Below are 25,197 nucleotides of genomic sequence, written 5' to 3'. Positions count from 1 at the left end.
GTTTTCGAATGGCAACCGCGACCTCGATCTTGAAGGATGCAAGCAAGGAAGCCCGTGCGAATGCTGATGACCTGGAAGCACGCGTGGAGCAGTTGACTGCTCAGCTGGCCGAACTGGCAAAGAGCGTCGCAGGCTATGGCAACGGTACGCTGGACACGCTTGCCCAGGAAGCCCGTCGCATGAAGGATGACGTGGCCGACCGCTCCGTGGCCATCGCATCGGCCGCCAAGGATACGGTTCTAGCCGCAGAAGGCGATCTCGAACAGCGTATCCGCGAACGCCCGCTGACCGCGATCGGCATTGCCGCCGGCCTCGGCTTCCTGGCAGCTCTCCTGACCAAGCGGTGAACGCGTGGAGCACCTGATCAGCCAGATCGCACAGGCCGCCGCGCGCGGCCTGGAGCCCTCCACAGGACGGATTCAGCGAAGCGTTGTCGGTGCCGCCGTCACTGCGATTTTCGCGATTCTTGCCCTTCTTTCGCTGTTTGCAACCGCCTGGTTTGCAATCTTCGAACGTCAGGGACCCGTCGTCGCCAGCGCTTACATGACGCTGGCCGCGATCGTCGTGGCTTTGCTGGCTTGGGGCGTGGTGGCGATCCTGAACAGGCGCGCTCAACGGCTTTGGGAGGAAGAGCGGCGCAGGGTTGCGGCGGCCAGCGCGAGCCGGAGCAGCGCCTTTCTCGCCATGACCGAGCTGCCCGGGCTGGTGAAGGCAAGCCCCGTCGTCACCATCCTGTCGGTGGCGGGTATTGCCTATGCGTTGATGAAGTCGCGGCGATAACCCGTCGCGACTTTTACGTCTCTTTCGCCCGGTTGTTTCCGGGGCTAAACCCTTTGTGTATTTTTTTCAGCCAGCACGGAACCAACGCGCACGGCCTGCGTTATAAACGGGTAGAGTGCAGCCTGACTCCATGGAGTGACTATATGTCCTTGACCGCCCGCGTCGCGATCCACCTTCCTCTTCTGAGACGTTTTGCCCGTGCAGTAACCGGTTCGCAGACCTCCGGCGACGCATATGTGGCCGCCATGCTCGAGTCGCTGATTGCCGATATCTCGATCATGCCGAAGCTGGATGACGACAAGACCGCCGTTTACAAGCTTTTCATCAGCGTGTTCGATCGTCTGGATGTATCGCCCAAGCCCATAGAGACACCGTTCGCCTGGGAAAAACGCGCCGTCAACAATCTCCTCAACCTTCCTAAGCGCGAACGCATCGCGTTCCTGCTCGTTGCACTGGAAGGCTTCACCAGCGCTGCGGCAGCAGAGGTTCTGAACGTGAGCGAGGCGGAGTTCAGCCGCCTGATCGACGAAGCCTCGCGCCAGATCTCGCAACAGGTCGTCACCGAAGTCATGATCATCGAGGACGAGCCGCTGATTGCGCTCGACATCGAGCAGATGGTGGAAGAACTCGGCCACACGGTGATCGGGATCGCCCGGACGCATAGCGAGGCGGTGAAGCTGTACGCGGAAACGAAGCCGAAACTGGTGCTCGCCGATATACAGCTGGCCGATGGCAGCTCCGGTATCGACGCTGTCAACGATATCCTCGAATCCGATAGCAGCATACCGGTGATCTTCATTACCGCGTTCCCGGAGCGACTGCTGACGGGCGAGCGGCCTGAGCCTGCCTTCCTGGTAACGAAGCCTTTCAACCCCGACATGGTGAAGGCGCTGATCAGCCAGGCCCTGTTCTTCAACGAAAGACAGAGAGAAGCAGCCTGAGGCTGCTAATCTGTTCCAGGGATCAAGGTCCTGTCGGCGTCGCGCATGTCGTGGTGACATGCGGCTGCCTGCCGAAATCGGGGTAAAGAATCGTGAAGCGATTGTCATGGATTGAACCGGGAGAGATCGATGCGCTCGGGCGCGATTTCTTCATCCATGCGCTCGTCGATATGGGGGCTTGCTATCTTCTCTATGACGAAACGGGCCTTTGCATTTGCATCACCAGCCTCCCTCCCCGATGGCGGACCACGCTGACCCGGCGACCGAACGACGAAGACCTTTTCGGCGAAGAAATCGCCGCGCGCCTCGAAGCCTGCCGCGCAACGCTGCTCGAGCCCGGAGATCAGGCCGACATCGAGATCTGGCTTCCTGACGAAAGCATATACGAATTCCGCAGCCGCAAGGTCGCTATCCCCGGGCGGGGCAATTATGTCATCATGTCGATCTCCGACCGGACCGAGGAGCGGCAACGCGCCAAGACGCTTCATTCGCTGCTGCTTGAAGTGAGCCACCGTTCCAAGAACCTGCTGGCGATCGTTCAGGGCATTGCTTCCCACACCGCCCGCTTCACGGGCAGCCTTGAGGATTTTCTGGGGAAATTTCGCGGCCGGCTTTATGCGCTGGCGCAATCGCAGGATCTGGTCACGGCATCCAGCTGGCGCGGCGCCGATTTCAATGAGCTGGCGAAGGCGCAGATAAGCCGTTATATCGCGGGTAACCCCGACTCCATCACGCTGGAAAGCGACACGATCAACCTGTCGCCCAATGCCGCAACCCATCTGGGGCTGGCGCTGCACGAACTGGTCGTCAACGCTATTACCAACAGTGATATTCTCTCCCAGGCACATAGCGTCCAGATTCGGTGTCATCGGCTCGAGACGCCGGAAGGGCAGAAGATAAAATTTCTCTGGATCGAGCAGCTCCGGCCCGGGCCGGCAGAGCCATCCGACTGGAGCCAGCACTTTGCCAGCACGGTCCTGCAACGGATCGTCCCGGCCGCCCTGGGCGGCTATGCCGTCAACCGCGTCGAAGATACCAGCATAAGCTACGAACTGACATTCCCCTTCGAAAGCCGCGCCTGAGCGTGTCGGAAAAATACAACGGGCAGACCGAGACGCAGTGGGAACGACATGCCCTTCGTGATCGTTCTCGTGGGAAATCCTTTGAAAGGCATTGGCTGATGAACCGTTTCACCTGCGAAAACTGCACCTCGACCGTCCATTTCGACAATGTTCTCTGCCTGACCTGCGGCTTCTCGCTGGGTTTCGAAAAGAACGCTCTGATTATGCGCGCCTTCAGCGAAACGCCGCCGGAAGGGCTCACGGTCTGCGCCAACGCCGCCGCCTGCGGCTGCAACTGGTTCGCGCCGGCGATGGAGGGGCCCAGCTTCTGTTTTGCCTGTTCGCTCAACCAGATGGTACCGGATCTTTCCAATCCGGCGCATGTGGAACGCTGGACGAAACTGGAGGCGGCAAAGCGGCATTTTCTCTACGGCATATTGAAACTGGCGCTGCCGATCGTCACACGCGCCGATGATCCGGATGAGGGCCTGGGCTTCGATCTTCTGGCCGATGCCCCGGATGTCGGTCATGTCATGACCGGCCATGAGAACGGTCTGATCACCATCAACATCGCCGAGGCCAGTGCGGCCGAGCGCGAGGCCGCCCGCGAGGCCATGGGAGAGGCGCTGAGAACCCTGATCGGCCACTACCGGCATGAATCGGGGCATTACTACTGGAATCTCCTGATCCGCGACGGTGGCAAGCTGGAAGAGGCGCGGGCCGTCTTCGGCGATGAAAGCCTCGATTACGGTGAGGCGCTGGAGACGCATTACGCCACTGGCGCGCCGCCCGACTGGCAGCAGAATTTTGTCAGCGCCTACGCCTCCAGCCACCCTTGGGAAGACTTTGCCGAAACCTGGGCGCATTACCTGCACATCGTCGACGGGCTCGAGACGGCCTATGCCTACCATGTGCTCCCCGAAAGCCCGGACTGGCACTTCGAGCCAGGGGCCGATCTCCCGCTCAACCGGATCATCGCGGCCTGGGTCGAACTGACGATCGGCATCAATGCGATCAACCGTAGCCTAGGTCAGCCGGACCTCTATCCCTTCGTCTTTTCGGAGAAGGTGATCGAGAAACTGGACTTCGTCCATCGGCTGGCTGTCTCGAAATCGTAAAACCTGGAACAAATTTCCGCCTTAAACGTTAAACCTCCACAGACGTTGGAGGCGGACATGAGCAGCTTCGCAGCAATACTGGTACTGGTCGCTTGCCCTGTAAATTCGACACATTGCATTTCTGAACCCGTTCGTATCTCGACTTACGAACGCGCGCAGGAATGTGAAAAGAACATGCCTTTGGAGATACGCAAGCTGAAGACTCCGGGCATGCGCATTCTCGGTTCGTGCAACACGTTCGACGCGAGCCTGATGGCCAAGATGAAGCCGATCGATGTGACGAACAGGATCGTGCCCAACAAGCCGAAAGCCGGCGATGACTTGCGGACGGCTGTCGGCTTCCAGGAAAAGATCAGATGAAGCGCCATGCGGGGGACGGAACCATGCGCATTTCTTGGGACAAGGATGACGGGACGAAGGATCAGGTAGCATGGCAGACCGATTGGTCTGCCGCCGCTGGTGATCTGGAGGACGGCTTGCCGCTTCATTCCGGCAGGGCGCTGACCTGGCTTTCGGCCGTTCAGGGGATAATCCAGTTTCTGGGCATCTTGCTGATCATCTACGCATGCCTGCGCTAGCGCCCTGTCGACAGGCGCCCCGTTGGCAAAGCCAATTTTTGAAAGATTTCCGGGCATTCAGCTCAAGGCTAGTGCTGCCGGGATCGCTTCAGTTCCAGTGAAATGAGATAAGTCCACATGCAAGGCGCCGCAGCTCATTCGGAAGCCCTCTTTCTTTTCCAGATCGTACTTCTCGTTGTTGTCGGCAGGCTTTTCGGCGAGTTGATGGTGCGCATCGGCCAGCCCTCGATCATGGGCCAGATCATCGGCGGCATCCTGCTCGGCCCCTCCGTGCTCGGGTTTTTCGCGCCGGGGGTCGAGGCAGCGATCTTTCCGCAGGTCGACGCGCAAAAGAGCATGACGGAGGCCGTGGCCCAGCTTGGCATCCTCTTCCTTTTGCTCCTTGCCGGCATGGAAACGGATCTCGGCCTTGCCATGCGGCTACGGCGATCAGCGGCCAGCATTTCGCTGGCCGGCATCATCGTTCCCTTCACCTGCGGCTTCCTGCTGGGCGAATTCATGCCGCAGCATCTGGTGCCCAACCCTGACCAGCGTATCGTCATGTCGCTGTTCATGGGCACGGCGCTAGCCATTTCCTCGGTCAAGATCGTGGCGACCGTGGTCCGGGAAATGGACTTCCTGCGACGAAACATCGGACAGCTGATCGTCGCCTCTGCCATCATCGATGACACAATCGGCTGGGTCGTCATTGCCTTCACCTTCAGTCTGGCGAAATCCGGAACGGTCGATCTCACCTCAATCGGCACAAGCGTCCTCGGTACGCTGGTCTTCATGATCGTCAGCTTTACTCTTGGCCGGCGGCTTGTGTTCGAGGTGATCCGCATCACCAATGACAACTTCAAGAGCGACCTGCCGGTGCTCTCCGCAATCATCGCCATCATGGGCGTGATGGCGATGATGACGGACATGATCGGCGTTCACACCGTGCTCGGCGCCTTCGTGGCCGGCATCCTCGTCGGCGAGTCGCCGATCCTGACCAAACAGATCGACACGCAGTTGCGCGGGCTGACGACGGCCCTTTTCATGCCCGTCTTCTTCGGCCTGACCGGCCTGAAGACCGATATCGGTGTGCTTTTCGAGCGCGATGCGCTGCTTTTGACGCTCGGCCTGATCGTCGTTGCCAGCGTTGGCAAGTTCGGCGGCGCCTTTGTCGGCGCGCGTCTTTCGGGGTTGTCGCGCGCCGAGGCGCTGGCGCTCGGCTCCGGCATGAATGCGCGCGGCTCGACGGAAGTGATCATCGCGACCATCGGCCTGAGCGTGGGTGTTCTCAACGAGCAGCTTTTTTCGGCCATCGTCGCCATGGCGCTCGTGACCACCATGGCCATGCCCGCCACGCTGCGTTGGGCGCTGCAACGGCTGCCAATGCACAAGGACGAGGAACACCGCCTTCTCAAGGAAGACTTCGAGGCGACGAGCTTTCTCAACCGCTTCGAGCGACCGCTTGTTGCCGTGGATCTTTCACCTGGCAGCGAACTGGCCGGACGGCTGGCCGCCGGATTTGCACAGTCGAGAAAGACCCCCCTGACCGTGCTGAACGTGTCGGAGGATGACGACCGGTCTTCGCCCGGGACAGCAGCAGAAGACGGTGCCGAAGGCGAAACATCATCGCCCGATCTGCGTGAACGCGCAGAGACGTTCGCAACCCGCCTTCGCGAACGAAGCACCCGCCTCGGCGAGGCAGGCGAGGACGCGCCGAAACCTGAAGCCATCCATGTCACCACGCGTCATCGCGACGGAGCAGAGATCGGTGAAGTCCTCAAGGACAGCGCCGAAAAAGGCCACGATCTTCTCTTCGTCGGGCTCGATCCGGTCAGCAGCGAGAGCGGCGGCTTCTCAAGACGTGTGTCCGACCTCGTTTCGGCTTTCGCCAGCACGGTCGCCATCGTTGTATCCCGCGAGGGACGAACACCGGTTGCCGACAACCAGCTGCGCATATTGATCCCCATCAGCGATACCGAACGGTCGATCCGCGCCGTCGAATTCGGATGCGCACTGGCCGGATCGTCCGGCGCTGCCGTGTCCGTGATCTATATTCTGGAGCCGGGCGAAACCCAGCAGAGGCCGCGGTTCGGTCGTGAGGAGACAGCCCATGCAGCAGCTTTCGAAAGGGTGGACGAGATCGCCGCACAAACCGGGATCAAGATTTCAAAGACCCTGCAGGAAGGAAACTCGGCAGAGGTCGCGGTTCTGAGACATGCACGTCGGGGCCGTTATAATCTTCTGGTGGTCGGCGTCAGCCGCAGAACCGGGGAGCGACTGAGCTACGGCCGCATCGCTGACAATCTTCTCGACACGGCGGACCGTTCGATCGTGTTCGTTGAGACTGAACAGTCGTGAGTGACGACCGACATCAAAAAGCCCGGCGGGGAGCCGGGCTTTCAGGCATATCAATCTGCGTTTCCTGGCCTCATCGCGCCCGTCGGAAGCCGCCGAAGATCAGCGATGCCAGGAACAGGATCAGGAATACGAAGAACAGGATTTTCGCGATACCGACCGAAGCGCCAGCGATTCCACCGAAGCCAAGTGCACCGGCGATGATGGCCACGACCAGAAACATAAGTGCGTAATAGAGCATGAGACTTCTCCCTTGTTTGTCGGGATCATAACGCTCGCTGAACGGAGAGGTTCCATTGGCGTTCAGACATTTGCGTCAAGAGTATGAATTATGCAAAATGTCACCCAAGCGCGGGAACCTTTTGCCGAGCCTCTCGTTTACGCGCTGTCGTCCACTAAGCGGTACTGATGATGAACAAGTCGAATGCTGAAAATTCACCGAAGCGGCTGAATGGCGGATTACCGCCAGCGGACGTCGTTCAGGATGGGATCGCGCTGCGCTTGCGGGAACTCTATTCCACGATTGAGAATGAGGGTATCCCGGATAATCTCCTTCATCTTCTGGAAAAGCTGGACGAAGCCGAGCGGGCCCAAACCGGTACGCAGAAACCCGAGGTTTAATTTATGGCTGAGACCGAGAGTCATCAGTTGCAGTTCAAGCGCGAGCTGCTGAAAACACTTCCCAGCCTGCGCGCCTTCGCCATTTCACTGACCGGAACCTATGACAAGGCGGACGACCTTGTTCAGGAAGCGGTGGTGCGCGCGTGGTCGCGGCAGGAAAGCTTCGAACTCGGCACCAATATGAAGGCCTGGCTTTTCACCATCCTTCGAAACGAATTCTACTCGCAGATGCGCAAGCGCGGCCGCGAAATCTCGGATGCTGAAGGCGCTTACACCGCACAGATGGCAGTTCATCCCAATCAGGTCGGTTCGATCGACATGAAGGACTTCATTGCAGCCCTCAACAAGCTGGCGGAAGACCAGCGAGAAGCGATCGTTCTCGTCTGCGCATCAGGCTTTTCCTATGAGGAGGCCGCCAATATCTGCGGCTGCGCTGTGGGAACGATCAAAAGCCGAATAAACCGCGCCCGAGGACGCCTGCAGGAGCTGCTGGGCGTTGATGGTGAAGGCGATTACGGCCCGGAACCGCATATTGCGGCGGTGCTGCGCCACACGGTTTCCGTATGAGCCTTAGATGGGTTCCCGCCTCAAAAGAAAACCTGAAACGAAATCGCGCAGTTCCGCCTCGTTGAACGGTTTCTTGATCATTGGAATAGAGGGAAAGGTAAGCGACACATCCGCCAGATCGTTCACGGCAGACAGAAGAACGAGTTCTGCCCCGGCCTGACGGACGAGAAAAGCGTAATGGGTGTCTTCCTTCTGGTTTCCGGTATATTCCAGAATGACCATATGGAAGGAAGCCTCTGAAAGAACTTCCGAAAGCCGATCACGCCGGCAGAATTCTACATGGCAATCAAAGACTTCCGAGATAATTCTCTCGGCCTCCAAAGCAATGAATATCTGATCCTCGGCGATAAGGATCGCAGGTCTTATGTCTGACATGACGGCTATCCGTTTATCTCTGTCGAGGCTCTGCAACGAGCTTGGGGGTGGCCAGAATCACACGTGACGGAGAAACGCTGCTGGCGGCGAATATGCAAATGACGCCAGATGCGTTTTTTAGTCATTTAAAAAAGACATATTAGCGCAGCGGGAATGCAGGCAGACATCAAAGCTTCATCTCCCCTCGCAAAGGAAAGGCGGAGGGTGTTGGCATGGATGGCCTGGCAAATTCGGCTATGATCAAGTGCGAAGCGTGCGCCCTGCGGCGCATGAGCGGATTCCGTTCCATGAACAACGAGGAAGCGAAGCTCATCGCCGATTTCAAGTCGGGCGAAATGCGCTGCGATTCCGGGATGAACCTGATTTCCGAGGGGACATTCAGCCCTCACCTCTACACCGTTCTTGAGGGCTGGGGCTTCCGCTACAAGTCGCTTCAGGACGGGCGGCGTCAGATCCTCAACTATCTCGTCCCGGGCGACCTGATCGGCCTGCAGGGCGCTCTCCTGCAGGAAATGGATCATAGCGTCGAAGCGCTCACCCCGATGCGGCTTTGCGTTTTCGAACGCAGCCGCTTCCTGACGATTTTCGAAAAATCGGCCGATCTTGCCTTCGACGTGACCTGGATCGCCTCGCGCGAGGAACGCATCCTCGACGGGCACATGCTGAGCCTAGGCCAGCGCACCGCGCTTGAGCGCGCAGCCTATCTCCTCGTCTTCCTCTATTTTCGCGGCTTGCGGGCCGGTCTTCTCAAACCGGAAAATGCGCTGCTTCCGCTCAACCAGAACCTGATTGCCGACACGCTTGGCCTGTCTCTGGTGCACACCAACAAGACGTTGAAGCGTCTGGCGCAAAAGAAAATGATCGTCTGGCGCGGCCGCGCCTGCGAAATCCTCGATCCGGAGGGCCTGTCCGCACTTGCAGAATGGGAACCGCCGGCCGCAGGGGCGCGCCCACTGATCTGATTATCTCCGCGTAGTTTATAATAAACTTTCGGAACCACTTCCTTTTGCAGACGTTCCGTTGATGTGACCGGTCAGGAAGACAACCGCTGCCTGATCCAAACGACAACAAACGCAAAGGAGACATCCGATGTTCAAGACCCTGATTGCATCGACCTTTCTCGCGGCCTCCATCGCCGTCCCCGCCATGTGTGCCGAAACCGGCACGACCATGAACAAGAACGGCGCAGCCACCACAACGCAGGGCGCTGCAGGAACAAATACCGAAGCCGGTATGCCCATGTATGGTCAGAACGTCGCCGCCTCCAACATCATCGGCGCATCGGTGATGGACGCGAGCAACGCCAGCATCGGCAAGATCGACGACCTCATTCTGAGCGGTCAGGGCCAGGTGACGAACTACGTCGTGGATGTCGGCGGCTTCCTGGGCATTGGCTCGAAGCGGGTTTCGCTGACGCCGTCCGACGTGACCATCACGGCAGACGCCAACGGCAACCTTCAGGCCAAGACGCAGCTTACGAAGGACGCGCTCAACGCGCTCCCGACCTACACAAAGCCTGAAGTTCCTGCCGCCAAGTCCAACAACAGCGGCATGACCGGTACGGCGCCGGCCAATGGAACGGGCGCGACCGGGACAACCGGTGCTGGCGGCACGACGACCGCTCCGGCAGCCAAGCCGTAATCCAGAAAGGTCGGCGCCTCATGCGCCGGCCTTTTCTTTTCATTCTGTCTTATTGGCGTGGTTCAGTTCTCAGTTTTCGAGAGACACCAGAACTTCGGCAATGGTCCCCTTCGGGGTATGCGGATACTGAATCCCATTGCCGATCGACTCGGCCATCGAGCGGACAATGCGCGTTCCAAGTCCGGTCTTCGATGTGCCCGGTTTCGCCTCAGAGGAGGACGACAGACCCGCGCCGTCGTCTTCAACAGCAAGCCGCGCCCTGCCCTCCTCATGCCGCTTGAAGAAAATGCGGATTTCGCCCTTCTCGTCCTCGGCATAGGCATATTTGAGCGCGTTGGTCGCAAGTTCCGTCACGATCATGCCCACCGAAACCGCCTTGTCCGCCGTCAGCTCGATGTCGTCGAGATCGACCGAAATCTGCAGTCGCGACTGCACCCCGCCAATCGTGTCAGACAGATCGCCGACGAGAGCTGCTATATAGGGCTTCATGTCGACAGAACTGATCTTGTCGTTCGAATAAAGGCTGCGATGCATGCCCGCGATGGCGGAAATTCGGTTCTGAGTCTCCTGCAGTACCTGACGCGTCTCTTCATGCTGGGCGGAGCTGGCCTGAAGGCGCAGAAGACTGGCCACCAAGGCAAGGCTGTTGGCCACGCGGTGATTCATCTCGGCCAGAAGCGCTTCCGCCCGCTCCTTGGCGCGACGCGTTTCCTCATCCGCCTGCTCCTTGGCCTTTCGCAGCCGGGAGTTTGCGACCGTGTTGACCACCGCATCGGCCAGCAGGGACAGGAAATCCTCGCTCGCGTTCTTGATGACATAGTCTGAAGCCCCGTTCTTGAGGGCTTCAACCGCGATCCGCGCCTCGCTGGAGCCCGTCACATAGACAACTGGCGTCGCAATGCCGAGTTCACGGAACCGGCCGAGAATCTGCAGGCCGGTCATGTTGGCGAGATAGTGATCGAGAACAACAACATCAAACGACTCGGACTGCAGTCTTTCGACCGCCTGGTTCGCATCGTGTACGTGGACGACGTTATGGTTAGAACGCCCCAGATTGCGCTTGACCAGATGCGCAAGCGAAACGTCGTCGTCGATATAGAGTACGCGCGTCTCCATCTTTACTCATCATGCTACGGGATAGTCGTTGTGTCCGGCAATTCGTCACAGTGTTATCGTGCCACGGAATTTCTGCAAAGGCTAAAACGCGCTACACAAGGTTTTTTTTGCGCAATATCAAAAAACTAAAGTGGAGCCGGACCCGCCAGCGCGCCCCACCGCGACGGTTGTGCACAGGCGCCATTTCCGGGCCTCTGGACGCCCCTCCGACAGCTTCATGCAAGCCAGCCTGAATAGGGTCTCAGCATGCTTAGCGACAAATGACTTGTCGAAGACGATGGATGGACACCGGGCCAAAGCATGACCTCGACCGCCTCTTCCCTGACCGCCGGCCAGATCAGAACCATGACCACGTCCGCCGTGGCAGCGTGGACAACGGAAGACATCGCCTCCCTTTCGACCCAGCAGATCAGCTTTCTGTCTTCCGCCCAGATCGCGGCCCTCGACACTGAGGATGTGAACGTCCTTTCGTCCGGCCAGCTTCAGGCGATCACCACCAGCGCGATTGTGGGGCTCAGCCTCGACCAGCTCGCCGTTCTTGATGTCAACGACATCGAGACGCTGACGCAGGGTCAGGTATCGTCGCTGACCACCAACCAGCTGGCGGGCCTCAGCACGACTCAGATCCAGGCCTTCACCTCCAGCCAGGTGGCCAGCCTGACGTCGCGGCAGGTCGCAGCGCTGACGCCCGATGACATTGCCGTTTTCTCGACAGCCGATATCAGCGCCCTGCCCTGGACAGTCATCGGCGCCCTGAAGACCGATGCCATAGCCCGGTTGAGCAGTGCACAGATCAACGCACTCTCCACGGCGGCGCTGGCCTCTCTGACACCCGCCCAGGTCGCCACCCTCTCGCCCCAGCAGGCCGCGGCCCTGACCTCGTTGCAGATCGCAGCCTTGCCGGCGGCACAGCTCAACATGCTGTCGTCCGGCGCGATTGCTGCGCTTTCGACCGGCCAGATCGCATCGATCAGCACCCAGATGATCGATGGCATGTCGCCCGGGGTGCTGGCCGCCATGTCCACGGATCAGATCGCCGCGCTGACCGTGCAGCAGATCCGGCTGCTCAATGCGGGACAGGTCTCCGCACTCGGCACCGATGATGTCGCAACCTTTACCACCGACAAGATTGCGGCCCTGTCGAGCAGGGCGCTTTCAGGCCTGACCACGTCCGTTGTCAGCTCCTTGTCCGGCGATCAGATCTCCGCCATATCCTTTTTCTCGATCAGCGGGCTGAGCTCCCAGCAGATCGCAGCCCTGTCGGCGGACCAGGTGGCAAACCTGAACTCTCTTCAGGTCGGATCGATGGTCACGGCCCAGTTCACGGCGCTTGGCACGGATGACATTCAGCGTTTTTCCGACGATGAGATCGCCGCCATCAATCCGGATGCCGTGTCAGGGCTCTCCCCTGCACTGATCGCGGCACTGTCGACCGATCAGGTCGCCGCCTTGTCGACCAATGCGTTTGCCCGTCTCCAGCCGGGGCAGATCTCGGCGCTGACATCCGGCCAGATCCAGGCCCTGAGCGGCGATCAGATCTGGTCGCTGGGCTCGAATCAGATTGCCGCCTTCTCCACCGCGCAGATAGCAACCTTCGGCACGGGCCAGATTGCCGCCATGAGCGGATCAGCGCTGACGGGCCTAACGACTGCACAATTGCAGGCGCTTTCCACGACACAGGTCGCGGCCTTCAATCCGCTGCAGATTCGCGGCTTCACGTCTACCCAGATGGGGGCGCTCGGAACCAATGATGTCGCCGCGCTGTCCCCGCAGGCCATCGCCTCGTTGAGCCCGGCGGCACTGTCCGGCATGACCACGGATGCTGTCGCCATTCTGTCTACGGGCCAGGTCGCCGCGCTTTCGCTCTTCGGCCTGACGGGTCTCGGCCCGACCCAGGTCGCGGCCATGAGCACCACCCAATTTGCCGCCCTGACGTCCACCCAGCTCAGCGTCCTGAATCCGGCCCAGCTCTCCGCCATGAGCACCGGCGATATCGCGACCCTGACAAGCGATCGCATGGCAGCGCTGGGGACCGCCGCGATCAGCGGCTTGACAACCGCCCAGATCGCCTCGCTCACGCCCGGGCAGGTTGGCGCGCTGACGATCTTTCACGTCGTCAATCTGACATCCGCGCAGCTCTCGGCCTTTAGCGCTCAGACCATCGGCGCGCTGGACAGCTCCAAGATTGCGGCGCTGTCCAGCAATGCGGTGATCGGCCTTTCCAGCAGTGCAATGGCCGCGCTGACGACTGATCAGGTCGCCGCTCTCAACACCCGCGCGATCAGCGCGTTGGGAACGAACCAGATTGCGGCCATGTCGTCGACCCAGATCGGCGCTCTTTCGCCGAGCCAGGTTGCAGTCCTCTCTTATGCGCAGCTGGCGACGCTGGGCACGGACGACATAGCCGCCATGTCCACCGCCGATATCGCCGCGCTGCCGGCGGCGAATATCGCCGGGCTGTCGATCGATGCCATCGCCGCCATGTCGACTGCCCAGGTCGCTGCGCTGAGCTCCGATTCAGTGGCGCAGCTCTTGCCTGTCCAGGTTTCCACCCTGAGCTCGAGCCAGCTGCAGGCGATGTCGACTGCCCAGATGGCCGCCTTTACCGACAGCCGGATCTCGGTCCTGACGACCGACAAGATCGCCATGCTGTCGACGGACAAGATTGCGGCGCTGAGCGCGCTGGCAATTTCCGGTCTGACCCAGGATCAGCTGGCGGTTCTTTCCACCGCGCAGACGCAGGCGTTGACCTCGCAGCAAGTGCGGGCGCTGTCGTCGGGGCAACTGGGCGCCATTTCGGCCGACGGCATCGCGACGTTTTCGACGGCGGACATTGGCGCCATCCTGGCAGCCAGCGTCTCCGGGCTGACGACAGATCAGATCGCCATCTTGTCCTCCGCCCAGATCTCGTCCCTGACCACGGCGGCGATCAGCGCTCTGGGAAGCGCCCAGTTCAACGCCCTTTCGAGCACCCAGGTCGGGGCCCTGACGGCCGGCCAGATCGCTGTCATGTCGACGGATCAGTTTGCATCGCTCGATTCGAGCGACATCGTCACCTTCTCCACCGACGATATTGCCGCCATCCCGACGGCGGCAATCCCGATGATCTCCACGGACTCGATCGCGGCACTTTCGACGGCACAGGTTGCGGCCATCAGCCAGGTCGCCATCGGACGCCTGTCCACGGATCAGATCGCTGCCCTGAGCACGGATCAGGTTGCCGCGCTGACAACCAACCAGCTTGCCATGCTGACCGCCGTCCAGGCCGGCGCGTTGTCGGCTGGAGACATCAGCGTCCTGTCGCCGACGCAGATTTCGTCCATTGCAACATTCGGCATCAGCGGTTTGTCGTCGGATCAGATTTCGGCGCTGACCAGCAGCCAGATCGCCGCGCTGACCACGAGACAGATCGCCGCCCTCGCCTCCGCGCAGGTCACGGCGCTGGGCATAGACGACCTCGGCCTATTGTCGACCGCACAGATGGCCGCGCTGAGCCCCACCGGTATCGCAGGTCTCTCGAGCGCGCAGATCAGCTCCTTGAGCACGAACCAGGTCGCGGCATTCATTCCGACGCAAGTCGGGGCGATGAGCTCGAACCAGCTGTCGGCCCTTGGCTCCGATGCTCTTGCAACCTTCTCGACCAAGGACATGGCAGCGATCACGTCGGGCGCCATCGTCGGCCTGTCGACGAATGTTCTGGTCACCCTTTCGAGTGCCCAGATCGCTGCATTGAACCCTCTGACCGTCGCCGGCCTTGCCACGGCACAGGTCAGTGCATTGACAAGTGGTCAGCTTTCGGCGCTGCAAACCCGTCAGCTGGGGTTCCTGCGCTCCGACCAGATCGCCGTTCTGACCTCCGACGATCTTGCCGCGCTTTCCACCGGCCAGATCGCCGCCATCAATTACAAGGCGATGGCCGGCTTCTCGACCAATCAGATGCTGGCGCTGAGCACCGCGCAACTGGAGGCCCTGACCTCGCCGCAGGTCGGCGCGCTGTCCTCAGATCAATTGTCGGTTCTGGATTCGACCGCATTGGCGACCTTCTCCACCAGAGACATGGCGGCCATTACCTCGACGGCCATTGGCGGCATCAACACGGCGGCTCTCGCCTCGCTTTCGGCCGCGCAAATCGCCGCCATCAGCACGAGCAGCATTGCCGCGCTCTCGACCGCCCAGATCGTCAGCATGAACACGGTGGAGATGGAGGCTCTGGTCTCGACCCAGGTGGCGGCGCTGACCTCCTCACAGCTCGCCGTACTGGATGCGGCGGCGATCGCGACCTTCTCGAGCAGGGATCTGGCGGCGATCGGCTCCGATGCCATCTCGGCGCTTTCCACGGCTGCGATTGCCGGTCTGACGCTTTCCCAGATCGCCTCCTTCAGCTCTGACGGCATCAGGGGTCTCTCGACCCGACAGGTCGCCTCGCTGACCACGGCGCAAATTCAGGCCATGACGACGACGCAGGTCGCCGCCTTCACCTCGCGGCAGGTCGCCGTCCTTTCGACGGCCGACATTGCCGTTCTTTCGACCGGGCAGATCTCCGTGCTGGCCCCGGCCGGCCTTGCCGGCCTGACGACCCAGCAGATCGGAGTCATGACCACGGCGCAGATGGCGGCTCTGACACCGGACCAGATCGCTGCGATGAACTCGACGCAGATGTCGGTTCTGTCGACAGGCGCGCTCGCGACCTTCTCCTCGCGGGACATGGCAGCCATCACCCCGGCCGCGATCCGCGGTCTTTCCACCGACACGATCGCCCAGCTTGCGACCGGTCAGCTCGCCTATCTGACGACGGCCGCCTTTGCCGGACTGTCGACCCGCCAGGTCGCCGCACTGACCACCGCCCAGATCCAGGCGCTGACGCCCATTCAGGTCACGGCGCTCAGCTCCGCCCAGCTGGCCGCCATGAATACATCCGCCGTTTCGACCTTCTCGACGCAGAGCATGGCGTCGCTCTCTTCTGCCGCCGTGCCCGGTTTCTCGACGGCTGTGATTGCGGCTCTGTCCACGCGTCAGATCGCCGCGTTGAATTCCACGGCCGTTCCCGGTCTGACGACGCAGCAGGTCGATGCGCTGAGTTCGACGCAGGTCGCCGCACTGACCAACGCCCAAGTCAGCACGCTGACTTCGGCGCAGGTCTCCGCGATCGGCTCGGCGGACGTCGCAGCGCTCACGCCTGAACAGATCGCCTCGATCAGCTCCACAGGCATCGCCGGACTGACGACAGCGCAGATCGTTGCTCTCAGCACCGGCCAGATCAACGGCCTGACCACGCAGCATTTTGCAACGCTGACGTCGAAGCAGCTCTCCGCCTTTGGAACGGCTGCAATTGCGGCAGTCGCACTGGAAGACATCGCCGCCATCAGCTCCGCCGGCATTTCGGGCCTGAGCACAGCAGCAATTGCGGCGCTCTCGCAGGACCAGGCCGCCGCCATCAACACGGCCGCCATCGCCGGTCTGACGACGGCCCAGATGGGCGCCTTCAGCAGCGCGCAATTCCAGGCCATGTCGACCGGCCAGTTCGCAGCGCTGACCTCGCGCCAGATCGACTCGCTCGGCACCGGCTCGGTTGCTTCGCTCACAGCGGACCAGATCGCCTCGCTCAGCTCCACAGGCATCTCTGGGCTCTCGACCGCGCAGATCGCGTCCTTGACGACCGACCAGATCGCCGCCCTGACGTCTGCCCAGATCGGCGCGCTGACATCCACGCAGGTTGCCGTGCTGCAAACCAGCAGTTTCGCCGCCATGTCGACAAACGATATCGCGGCCCTGTCGTCGATGGCCGTCGCGGGCATTTCAACCACTGTACTGGCCGCCCTGCCGACAGAGCAGATCGCAGCAATTTCGACCGCGGCGCTTCCCGGGCTGACGACGGCGCAGATCGCCACGCTCAGCACCAACCAGATCGCAGCGCTGACCACCGCGCAGGCCGCCGCGTTGACATCGCGCCAGCTTTCGACGCTTTCGCTCGGCGATATCGCCGCGCTCACCACCGATCAGGTTGCAGTTCTGGCCACCGCCAGCATCAACGGGCTGACCACCGACCAGATTGCAGCGCTGACCACCGCGCAGGCCGAGGCGCTGACCTCCAGCCAGATCGCGGCGCTGAGCTCGCGCCAGATCGCCTCCCTCGGTTCGCAGGATCTCGCCGTCTTCTCCACGGCTGATCTTGCCGCCATCACAGCCAATGGCGTGGCAGGGCTTTCGCCGTCCGTGATCGCCAGCCTCACCAACGATCAGATTTCTGCCCTGAGCCCCGCAACCATCGGCGCTTTGTCGACCGCGCAAACGGGCGTCCTGACGAACGATCAGCTCAATGCGCTGAGCACTGCGCAGGTCGCGGCATTCACGGCGAAGCAGATTTCCGTCCTTCCGACATCCGCCATCGCGGCCCTGACCACGGCACAGACAGTGGCACTGTCCACCGCCGCCATATCCGGGCTCTCGACCGCGCAGGTCGCCGCGATGTCCCCGGATCAGATCAATGCGCTGTCATCCGTCCAGATCGGCGCGCTGACCTCGGATCAGCTCGCCGTGATCAGTTCCTCCAATTTCGATCTTCTGAGCACCGGCGATATCGCCGCCATCAGTTCGACCGCAATTTCCGGCCTTTCGACAGCCATCATTTCGTCGCTGACGCGCGAGCAGGTGGCCGCCATCAGCGTCTCGGCCATCGCCGGCCTGTCCACCGCCCAGATCGCGGCACTGAACACCGATCAGGCAGATGCGCTGACCAGCACGCAGATCGGCGCACTGAGCTCTCGCCAGCTCTCGGTCCTGTCCTCCGACGAGGTCAACACATTTACGACGGCAGAAATGGCAGCGATCAGTGCTGCCGGAATTGCCGGCCTGTCCAGCAGCGCACTTGCCGCACTCACCACCTCGCAGATCGCGGCGCTGAGCACGGCCGGTGTCTCGGGAATGACGACGGCCCAGATCGCCTTGCTCTCCACAGACCAGGTTCATGCGCTGACCAACACACAGGTTGCCGCGCTCACCTCAACACAGGTGGCGGCGCTGACGTCCGCCGATATCGCGGTGCTGACGACAGCCCAGATTGCGGCCTTCAGCCCGACCGGGGTCGGCGGCCTGACCAGCACCCAGCTTGCCGCGATGCGCGTGGATCAGTTCGAGTCCTTCTCCTCGAGCCAGATCGCGGCGCTGACGTCGCAAGCGTTGCTGGGTCTCACCACGGCCGATCTTCAGACGCTGTCGACGGCAGAACTGGCCTCGATCAGCTCCGCCGGGATCGCCGGTTTGCCGGCCGCCTATATCGCCTCGCTTTCAGCCGCCGAGATTGCGGCGCTTGGAACGAAGGGCGTGTCCGGCCTGACATCGGCGCAGGTCGCCGCCATGAGCGCCGCGCAGATCGACGCGTTCTCTACGGCCCAGCTCGGCGCCCTGAGCGCCGATGGCCTCGCCGGGTTCTCGACGGGCGATTTTGCCGTCCTGACTGACAGCGAAATCGGGCTTCTCAGTCCCTCGGCCTTCAAGGGTCTTTCCACGGCGATCGTCAACGGTCTCTCCACCAGCCGGATCGCCGCGCTTTCCACTAGCCAGGTCGCAGCCCTCACCTATAATCAGGTCGTTTCTCTCAGTACGGCACAGGTTCAGGCACTGACGACGAGCCAGCTGGGCGCGCTGAACGCCCTGCAGGCGGCAGCGCTTGGCACGGATGATGTCGCCCAGTTCTCCACGCAGGCGATCCAGGCGCTCAGCAGCGGCGCGATTTCCGGTCTCGGCACCCAGGTCATTGCAGCGCTGACAACCACACAGGCCGATGCCCTGACCTCCGGCCAGATCAGTGGGCTGACCTCGCAGCAGGTGGCAGCCCTCACGCAGGCTTCTCTGGCGACCTTCACCTCCGACGATATCGCTGCGCTGAACTCGAGCGGTGTAAAAGGTCTTTCGACCTCCGACATCAAGGCGCTGACAAACGCCCAGCTCGGCGCACTGGTCGATACGCAGATGGGCAATCTCAACCCAGATCAGGTCGCAGCCGCCATTTCTGCCTATCTGAGCAGAAATTCGTAAAAGCGTCTCGGTCGAACCACGTGAGACGCCGCGATCATAGCTGATCGCGGCAGTGCGTCGCTATTTCCGAACATGTTTGAAATTGTTGTGCCCCGAGGCCCAACAGTCCCTGGCTTGTACTCCTCTGCCCGAGGAGGGGTGACAGGAACCTTACAACAATCCTCGTCTCGACACTCGGGGGAAAAAAGGGCCGGCAGTCCGATGGGGGAGCCGCATCCCGGCCTCCTGCGATGATCGGTGACTCACCCCAAGGCGGATTCTAGCCATCACTGATGCACCAGCCATCTAACATGCTAGTTATCCTATGGCCATCAAACTGGCATTCCCGCCGGCCGCTGCCGTATTGACCGAGGTGGACACCTCTTCCAGCAGCCAGTTCAGGCAGATGGCCTCGGCATCCGACAGGAGTTCCCCGGTCGTTCCGGCCTGAACCAGAACCAGCGGACCCGACAGGCCGGCAATCTTCTGGTTCACCGCCTGAACCCGCTCCCCATCGCCCTCGATCAGCGCGCCGGCAAAGGGACCGGCGGCATTCCAGTCGAAGGCCCAGCCGGTGCGCGACGCCACCGATGCCGGCAGAGTACCGAACTGCGCCTTGAGGCCTGAAGCCTCATCGACAACCGCAGAATTGCCCGTTGCGAGAACCGCGGCCAGCTGACGTTTCAGGCCCTCAAGCGTCAGAGGAACAAGAAGAATCTTCCCGCGCGGATGCAGACCATAGACGTTGCGCTCGCCGACCGGGCCCTGCAGCTCGGTTGCAAGACCCAGCGCCGAACGCTCGGCCAGTTCACGCGCGGCCTCTGCGCCTTCATGATCCTGCCGCTCATCGAGCCAGCGGACGAAATCGCCGAGCGCCGGATCGGTATGCACCGAATGATGCTGCGGCGGCACGGGAGCCTTCTGCACCAGACGTCCGAGATAGAGCGGCCCGCCAGCCTTGGGACCCGTGCCGGAAAGACCGCGACCGCCAAACGGCTGGACGCCGACGACTGCGCCAATGACGTTGCGGTTGACATAGATATTGCCGACCCGCACGCGGCTCGTCACATGCGCGATGGTCTCGTCAAGGCGGGTATGCAGGCCGAAGGTCAGGCCGTAGCCGGTGGCGTTGATCTCGTCGATCAGCCGGTCGAGATCGGCGCGGCGATAGCGGATGACATGGAGCACGGGGCCAAAGACCTCACGCTTCAGTTCCTTCAGCGACGGCATCTCTATGATCGTCGGCGCGACGAAGGTTCCCTTGCGCGTTTCCGCCGGAAGCGCCACCTGCTCGACGGACAGACCGAGCCCGCGCATACGTTCGATATGCGCCTCAATGACGCCCTTGGCCTCACTATTGATAACTGGCCCGATATCCGTGCTCAGCTTGTCCGTGCGACCCAGCGTCAGTTCGGCGAGCGCGCCCTTCAGCATGTGGAGGACGCGGTCTGCCACATCTTCCTGAAGGCAGAGGATGCGCAGTGCCGAGCAACGCTGTCCGGCGCTGTCAAAGGCGGATGCGATGACATCGCCGACGACCTGTTCGGCCAGCGCCGAGGAATCGACGATCATGGCATTCTGCCCGCCGGTTTCGGCTATCAGCGGGATCGGCTTGCCGCTCGCGGAAACGCGCTCTGCAAGCTGGGCCTGGATCAGCCGCGCGACTTCCGTCGAGCCGGTGAACATGACACCCGCCACCTCCGGCGCGCCGACAAGAGCAGCCCCCACCCGGCCATCGCCGGGCACGAATTGTAGCGCCCCGCGCGGAACGCCCGCCTCATGCAGGATCTTCACCGCCTCATGCGCGATGATCGGCGTTTCTTCAGCCGGCTTTGCCAGAACCGGATTGCCGGCAACGAGCGCCGCTGCCACCTGTCCGGTGAAGATCGCCAGCGGGAAGTTCCATGGGCTGATGCACACGACGGGGCCGAGCGGCAGATGCGCCGCGCCGAGCGTCTTGCGGGCCTGATCGGCATAATAACGCAGGAAATCAATGGCCTCGCGGACCTCGCCGATGGCATTGGCAGCCGACTTCCCGGCCTCGCGCATGGCAATCCCCATCAGCAGCTCGATCTTGCCCTGCATGAGATCGGCGGCGCGGTCAAGGCAGGCCGCGCGCTCAGCGGGCGGCGTTTGCGCCCATGCGGCCGCATGGTCTGCGGCGACCCGAACGAGACGGGAAGCCTCGCCTGCGTCGAGTTCGGTGACCTGCCCGACGACATCGCCATGATCCGCCGGGTTCATGACGGGACGGCTCTCGCCCGATGCGTCGCCTTCCGCGACCAGCGGCCCGACATCCCACGTCTGTCCGGCACTGGCCTGAAGAACGGCCGCAAGTTCGGCCAACTGCGCCTCGTTCGACAGATCAAGCCCTGCCGAATTGCAGCGACTTGATCCATAAATGTCAGAAGGCATCGCGATCTGGTCATGTGGAGCACCCGGAACAGGCATAGCCTCAACCACATCAACCGGATCGGCCACGAGATCTGCCACCGAAACATTCTCATCGGAGATGCGATTGACGAAGGACGAGTTCGCGCCGTTTTCCAGAAGACGGCGGACGAGATAGGCGAGCAGCGTCTCGTGCGTACCCACCGGCGCATAGATACGCGCCGGGCGGTCCAGCTTGCCCTTGCCGACGACCTCTTCGTAAAGCGGTTCACCCATGCCATGCAGGCACTGGAACTCGTATTTGCCGGTCTCGAAGTCCGGGCCGGCGAGATGATAGATCGTCGCCAGCGTCTGCGCGTTGTGGGTCGCAAATTGCGGGAAGACCGCGTCCGGCGCACCGAGCAGCTTGCGGGCGCAGGCGATGTAGGACACGTCGGTATGGACCTTGCGGGTGAAGACCGGGAAACCTTCCAGACCGTCCAGCTGCGCGCGCTTGATCTCGGCATCCCAATAGGCGCCCTTGACGAGGCGCACCATCATGCGCCGGCCCGAGCGGCGGGCAAGATCGATAATATAATCAAGGACAAAGGGGCAGCGCTTGCCATAGGCTTGCACGACGAAGCCGAGTCCGTTCCAGCCGGCCAAAGCCGGATCGAGGCTCAGAGACTCCAACAGATCGAGCGAGAGTTCCAGCCGGTCCGCTTCCTCGGCGTCGATGTTCAGACCGATATCATAGCCCTTTGCGATCAGCGCCAGCGCGCGGACCTTCGGCAGCAACTCACCCATCACCCGCTCCGCCTTGGCGCGAGCATAGCGCGGATGCAGCGCCGAGAGCTTGATGGAAATGCCGGGGCCATCGTAGATGCCTCGTCCGGCAGAGGCCTTGCCGATGGCGTGGATGGCGTTTTCATAGTCGCGATAATAGCGCTCGGCATCCGACGCCGTGGTCGCCGCCTCGCCCAGCATGTCGTAGGAATAGCGGAAGCCTTGCGCTTCCATGGCGCGGGCGCGCTCCAGCGCCTCGTCGATCGTCTCGCCGGTGACGAATTGCTCGCCCATCATGCGCATCGCCATATCCACGCCGCGGCGGATCACCGGCTCGCCCGCGCGGGCGATAAGCCGGGTGAGCGCTGCCGAGAGACGACGATCGCTGACTGTCGAGGTGAGCTTGCCGGTGACGACGAGGCCCCAGGTCGCGGCATTGACGAAGAGCGAGCGCCCGCCGCCGAGATGCGATTTCCAGTCGCCGGTGGCGATCTTGTCGCGGATCAGCGCATCGCGTGTGTCGGTATCGGGAATACGCAGCAGCGCTTCCGCCAGGCACATCAGCGCCACGCCTTCCTGCGAGGAAAGAGAATATTCATGCACCAGCCCTTCGACGCCCGTGCCCCGATGCTTGGCGCGCAGCGCCTTGATCAGCGCCGTCGCCGTCTCCGCCACCTGCCCCTTCATCGTGTCCGACAGCTTCGCGGCGGCCAAGAGCGGCGCCATGCACTCCAGCTCCGGCCGCCGATAGGCGGCGGTGATGGCGGCGCGAAGCGCGCTCTGCGGGCGGATGGCAGGGGCGAAGGCGGCAAAGGGCGATGGCGAAACGGGCATGATGATCCTTCCTTGAACGATCAGCGGAAAGGCGTTTTCAGGCGGATGGTTTCACGGCTCGGCGAGCCTTGCAAGACCATCCCGCCCCACCACACTTTCACCGCGGGACAGGTCTTGCTGATAGCATGAGGCCACTTGATCGCGCCGACCAAAGAAGGCTATCATGTTAGCCAATTTCTCCAAAAATTTTGGAATTTTCACGCATGAAGCCTAGAGAAGATGCCCATCATGGTGATCTTGACAAGATCGACCTGAAAATCCTCGAGATTGTCGCGGATGACGGGCGCATCTCGATCACCGATCTTGCCAGCGCCGTCGGCCTCTCCAAGACGCCCTGCCAGCTCCGGTTGAAACGGCTGGTTTCGGACGGCTATATTGACGGCTTCCGGGCGGTCATCAACCCGCAGAAAATGGGCCTCGATCACATCGCATTTGCAGAAGTGAAGCTGACCAATACAAGCGAAGAGGCGCTGCGAAGCTTCAACGAGGCGGTGAAGAAGATCCGCGAGGTGGAGGAGTGCCACATGATCGCCGGCCGCTTCGATTATCTCCTGAAGGTCCGCACCCGCGATATCGGACGTTACCGCCGCGTTCTCGGCGAGCTGATCTCGACGCTGCCTTACGTCGCCAGCACATCGACCAATGTGACGATGGAAGCGGTGAAGGAGAGCTGGTGAGGCGGCAACGCCCGCCTCCCGACAGCGATGACCAGTTTTAAACAGAAGCGCTTTTGGACCTGGCGCCCCCTCATCCGGCCCTTCGGGCCACCTTCTCCCCGGCGGGGAGAAGCGGGAATGCGCCGCAGCGCCGAAGACCTCCTCGCCCCTCCGGGGGAGAGAGGTCCGCCGAGCGATAGCGGAGGCGGGGTGAGGGGGAAGCCGCAACGTAAAAGAGACATTATCGTCTCCAGTTAGCGAACACAATGAACGCATCGTTCACCGCTCAAAGCGGGACTTTGGCCGCGACAGCCATTATGTAAGGTCCAACGACAGTCCGTATCGGACTCCAGAATTTGTGAAGGACCCTGTCCCATGAAGAAAATCGGTTTCCTCTCCTTTGGCCATTGGACGCCCTCGCCGCAGTCCGGGACGCGCTCGGCCCGTGACAATCTGCTGCAGTCGATTGATCTTGCCGTTGCGGCGGAAGAGCTCGGCGCGGATGGCGCCTATTTCCGTGTCCACCATTTTGCCCGCCAGCATGCCTCGCCCTTCCCGCTTCTGGCCGCCGTCGGTGCGCGCACCAAGTCGATCGAGATCGGCACGGGCGTCATAGACATGCGCTATGAAAACCCGCTCTACATGGCGGAAGATGCGGGCGCTGCCGACCTGATTTCCGGCGGCCGTCTCCAGCTGGGCATCAGCCGCGGCTCACCCGAACAGGTGATCGAGGGCTGGCGCTATTTCGGCTATCAGCCGGAAGAAGGCCAGACGGATGCGGACATGGGCCGCCGCCACGCTGAGGTCTTTCTGGAAGTGCTGAAGGGCGAAGGCTTTGCCGAGCCGAACCCGCGCCCGATGTTCCCCAACCCGCCCGGCCTGCTGCGCATCGAGCCGCATTCGGAAGGCCTGCGGGAGCGCATCTGGTGGGGTGCAGGCTCCGACGCAACGGCCCGCTGGGCCGCCCAGCTCGGCATGAACCTGCAGAGCTCGACGCTCAAGAACGACGAAACGGGCGAGCCCTTCCACATCCAGCAGGCCAAGCAGATCCGCGCCTATCGCGAAGCCTGGAAGGAAGCCGGCCATACGCGGACACCACGCGTCTCCGTCAGCCGCTCGATCTTCGCGCTCACAGACGACCGCGACCGCGCCTATTTCGGCCGTGGCGGCAAGGAGCAGGATTCGGTCGGCTATATCGACGACAGCACGCGGGCGATCTTCGGCCGCTCCTACGCTGCCGAACCGGACGCGCTGATCAAGGAACTGGCTGCCGACGAGGGCATTGCAGAGGCCGATACACTGTTGCTGACCGTGCCGAACCAGCTTGGCGTCGACTACAATGCCCATGTGATCGAGTCGATCCTGAAGCACGTCGCCCCGGCTCTCGGCTGGCGCTAAAAGAAATA

At 61.8% G+C, this 25,197-nt stretch carries 19 protein-coding genes; 15 read left to right on the top strand and 4 right to left on the bottom strand.

Annotation, left to right across the window (positions count from 1 at the left end):
• The first annotated feature begins 8 nt into the window (after positions 1 to 8).
• From LQK83_RS08945 to LQK83_RS08910, 8 genes are all read left to right on the top strand, one after another.
• A complete protein-coding gene (locus tag LQK83_RS08945) occupies positions 9 to 347 on the top strand; it encodes a DUF883 family protein (RefSeq protein ID WP_230837054.1) in 339 nt (112 codons plus the stop codon).
• A gap of 4 nt (positions 348 to 351) precedes the next feature.
• Complete coding sequence (locus LQK83_RS08940) at positions 352 to 780, top strand: hypothetical protein (RefSeq protein WP_230837053.1); 429 nt, start codon at positions 352 to 354, stop codon at positions 778 to 780.
• Between the two features lie 143 nt (positions 781 to 923).
• Complete coding sequence (locus LQK83_RS08935; RefSeq protein WP_230837052.1) at positions 924 to 1,721, top strand: response regulator; 798 nt, start codon at positions 924 to 926, stop codon at positions 1,719 to 1,721.
• A gap of 92 nt (positions 1,722 to 1,813) precedes the next feature.
• Positions 1,814 to 2,803, top strand: a complete 990-nt coding sequence (locus LQK83_RS08930) for a sensor histidine kinase (protein WP_230837051.1) — start codon at positions 1,814 to 1,816, stop codon at positions 2,801 to 2,803.
• Positions 2,804 to 2,901: 98 nt separating this feature from the next.
• On the top strand, positions 2,902 to 3,900 hold the full coding sequence (locus LQK83_RS08925; protein ID WP_230837050.1) for a zinc-binding metallopeptidase family protein: 999 nt from the start codon (positions 2,902 to 2,904) through the stop codon (positions 3,898 to 3,900).
• Between the two features lie 174 nt (positions 3,901 to 4,074).
• Entirely contained in the window at positions 4,075 to 4,260 is a 186-nt protein-coding gene (locus tag LQK83_RS08920) for a hypothetical protein (protein WP_230837049.1), read from the top strand.
• Positions 4,257 to 4,478 (top strand): hypothetical protein, encoded by a 222-nt coding sequence (locus LQK83_RS08915; protein WP_230837048.1) that lies wholly within the window; start codon positions 4,257 to 4,259, stop codon positions 4,476 to 4,478. The genes LQK83_RS08920 and LQK83_RS08915 overlap by 4 nt, the downstream gene beginning before the upstream one ends.
• A gap of 117 nt (positions 4,479 to 4,595) precedes the next feature.
• On the top strand, positions 4,596 to 6,815 hold the full coding sequence (locus tag LQK83_RS08910) for a cation:proton antiporter domain-containing protein (protein WP_230837047.1): 2,220 nt from the start codon (positions 4,596 to 4,598) through the stop codon (positions 6,813 to 6,815).
• Positions 6,816 to 6,885: 70 nt separating this feature from the next.
• On the opposite strand, the gene LQK83_RS08905 is transcribed toward LQK83_RS08910, so the two are convergent.
• Complete coding sequence (locus LQK83_RS08905) at positions 6,886 to 7,053, bottom strand: DUF1328 domain-containing protein (protein ID WP_230837046.1); 168 nt, start codon at positions 7,051 to 7,053, stop codon at positions 6,886 to 6,888.
• Positions 7,054 to 7,220: 167 nt separating this feature from the next.
• Here LQK83_RS08905 and LQK83_RS08900 point away from each other — a divergent pair, with 167 nt between their 5' ends.
• Both LQK83_RS08900 and LQK83_RS08895 read left to right on the top strand, forming a co-directional pair.
• Positions 7,221 to 7,433: a NepR family anti-sigma factor gene (locus tag LQK83_RS08900; protein WP_230837045.1), complete on the top strand. Its 213-nt coding sequence runs from the start codon at positions 7,221 to 7,223 to the stop codon at positions 7,431 to 7,433.
• Between the two features lie 3 nt (positions 7,434 to 7,436).
• On the top strand, positions 7,437 to 8,000 hold the full coding sequence (locus LQK83_RS08895; protein ID WP_230837044.1) for a sigma-70 family RNA polymerase sigma factor: 564 nt from the start codon (positions 7,437 to 7,439) through the stop codon (positions 7,998 to 8,000).
• A 3-nt stretch (positions 8,001 to 8,003) separates the two neighbouring features.
• Here LQK83_RS08895 and LQK83_RS08890 read toward each other — a convergent pair whose 3' ends face one another.
• The gene (locus LQK83_RS08890) at positions 8,004 to 8,411 is read right to left on the bottom strand and encodes a hypothetical protein (protein WP_230837043.1); all 408 of its coding nucleotides are present in this window, start codon (positions 8,409 to 8,411) and stop codon (positions 8,004 to 8,006) included.
• Positions 8,412 to 8,587: 176 nt separating this feature from the next.
• On the opposite strand from LQK83_RS08890, the gene LQK83_RS08885 reads away from it, so the two are divergent.
• A complete protein-coding gene (locus LQK83_RS08885; protein ID WP_442966725.1) occupies positions 8,588 to 9,337 on the top strand; it encodes a Crp/Fnr family transcriptional regulator in 750 nt (249 codons plus the stop codon).
• Positions 9,338 to 9,464: 127 nt separating this feature from the next.
• Positions 9,465 to 10,016, top strand: coding sequence for a PRC-barrel domain-containing protein (locus tag LQK83_RS08880; RefSeq protein ID WP_230837041.1), 552 nt, complete (start codon positions 9,465 to 9,467; stop codon positions 10,014 to 10,016).
• 69 nt (positions 10,017 to 10,085) lie between these two features.
• On the opposite strand, the gene LQK83_RS08875 is transcribed toward LQK83_RS08880, so the two are convergent.
• On the bottom strand, positions 10,086 to 11,132 hold the full coding sequence (locus LQK83_RS08875; RefSeq protein WP_230837040.1) for a sensor histidine kinase: 1,047 nt from the start codon (positions 11,130 to 11,132) through the stop codon (positions 10,086 to 10,088).
• 300 nt (positions 11,133 to 11,432) lie between these two features.
• On the opposite strand from LQK83_RS08875, the gene LQK83_RS08870 reads away from it, so the two are divergent.
• Positions 11,433 to 19,166, top strand: a complete 7,734-nt coding sequence (locus LQK83_RS08870) for a hypothetical protein (RefSeq protein ID WP_230837039.1) — start codon at positions 11,433 to 11,435, stop codon at positions 19,164 to 19,166.
• A gap of 297 nt (positions 19,167 to 19,463) precedes the next feature.
• Here the strand turns inward: LQK83_RS08870 and putA are convergent, their stop codons facing one another.
• Entirely contained in the window at positions 19,464 to 23,135 is a 3,672-nt protein-coding gene (putA, locus tag LQK83_RS08865) for a trifunctional transcriptional regulator/proline dehydrogenase/L-glutamate gamma-semialdehyde dehydrogenase (RefSeq protein ID WP_230837038.1), read from the bottom strand.
• 203 nt (positions 23,136 to 23,338) lie between these two features.
• On the opposite strand from putA, the gene LQK83_RS08860 reads away from it, so the two are divergent.
• A complete protein-coding gene (locus LQK83_RS08860) occupies positions 23,339 to 23,812 on the top strand; it encodes an Lrp/AsnC family transcriptional regulator (RefSeq protein WP_230837037.1) in 474 nt (157 codons plus the stop codon).
• A 354-nt stretch (positions 23,813 to 24,166) separates the two neighbouring features.
• Positions 24,167 to 25,189 carry an LLM class flavin-dependent oxidoreductase gene (locus tag LQK83_RS08855; protein ID WP_230837036.1) on the top strand — a complete coding sequence of 341 codons (1,023 nt, stop codon included), beginning with the start codon at positions 24,167 to 24,169 and terminating at the stop codon, positions 25,187 to 25,189.
• Positions 25,190 to 25,197 lie beyond the last annotated feature (8 nt).

This window comes from Rhizobium sp. C1, from assembly GCF_021026335.1.
In the GTDB taxonomy this organism is placed as follows: Bacteria; Pseudomonadota; Alphaproteobacteria; order Rhizobiales; family Rhizobiaceae; genus Ensifer_A.
The sequence above is the reverse complement of the archived record's forward strand: the minus strand, read 5'-3'. Positions and strand labels throughout refer to the sequence as shown.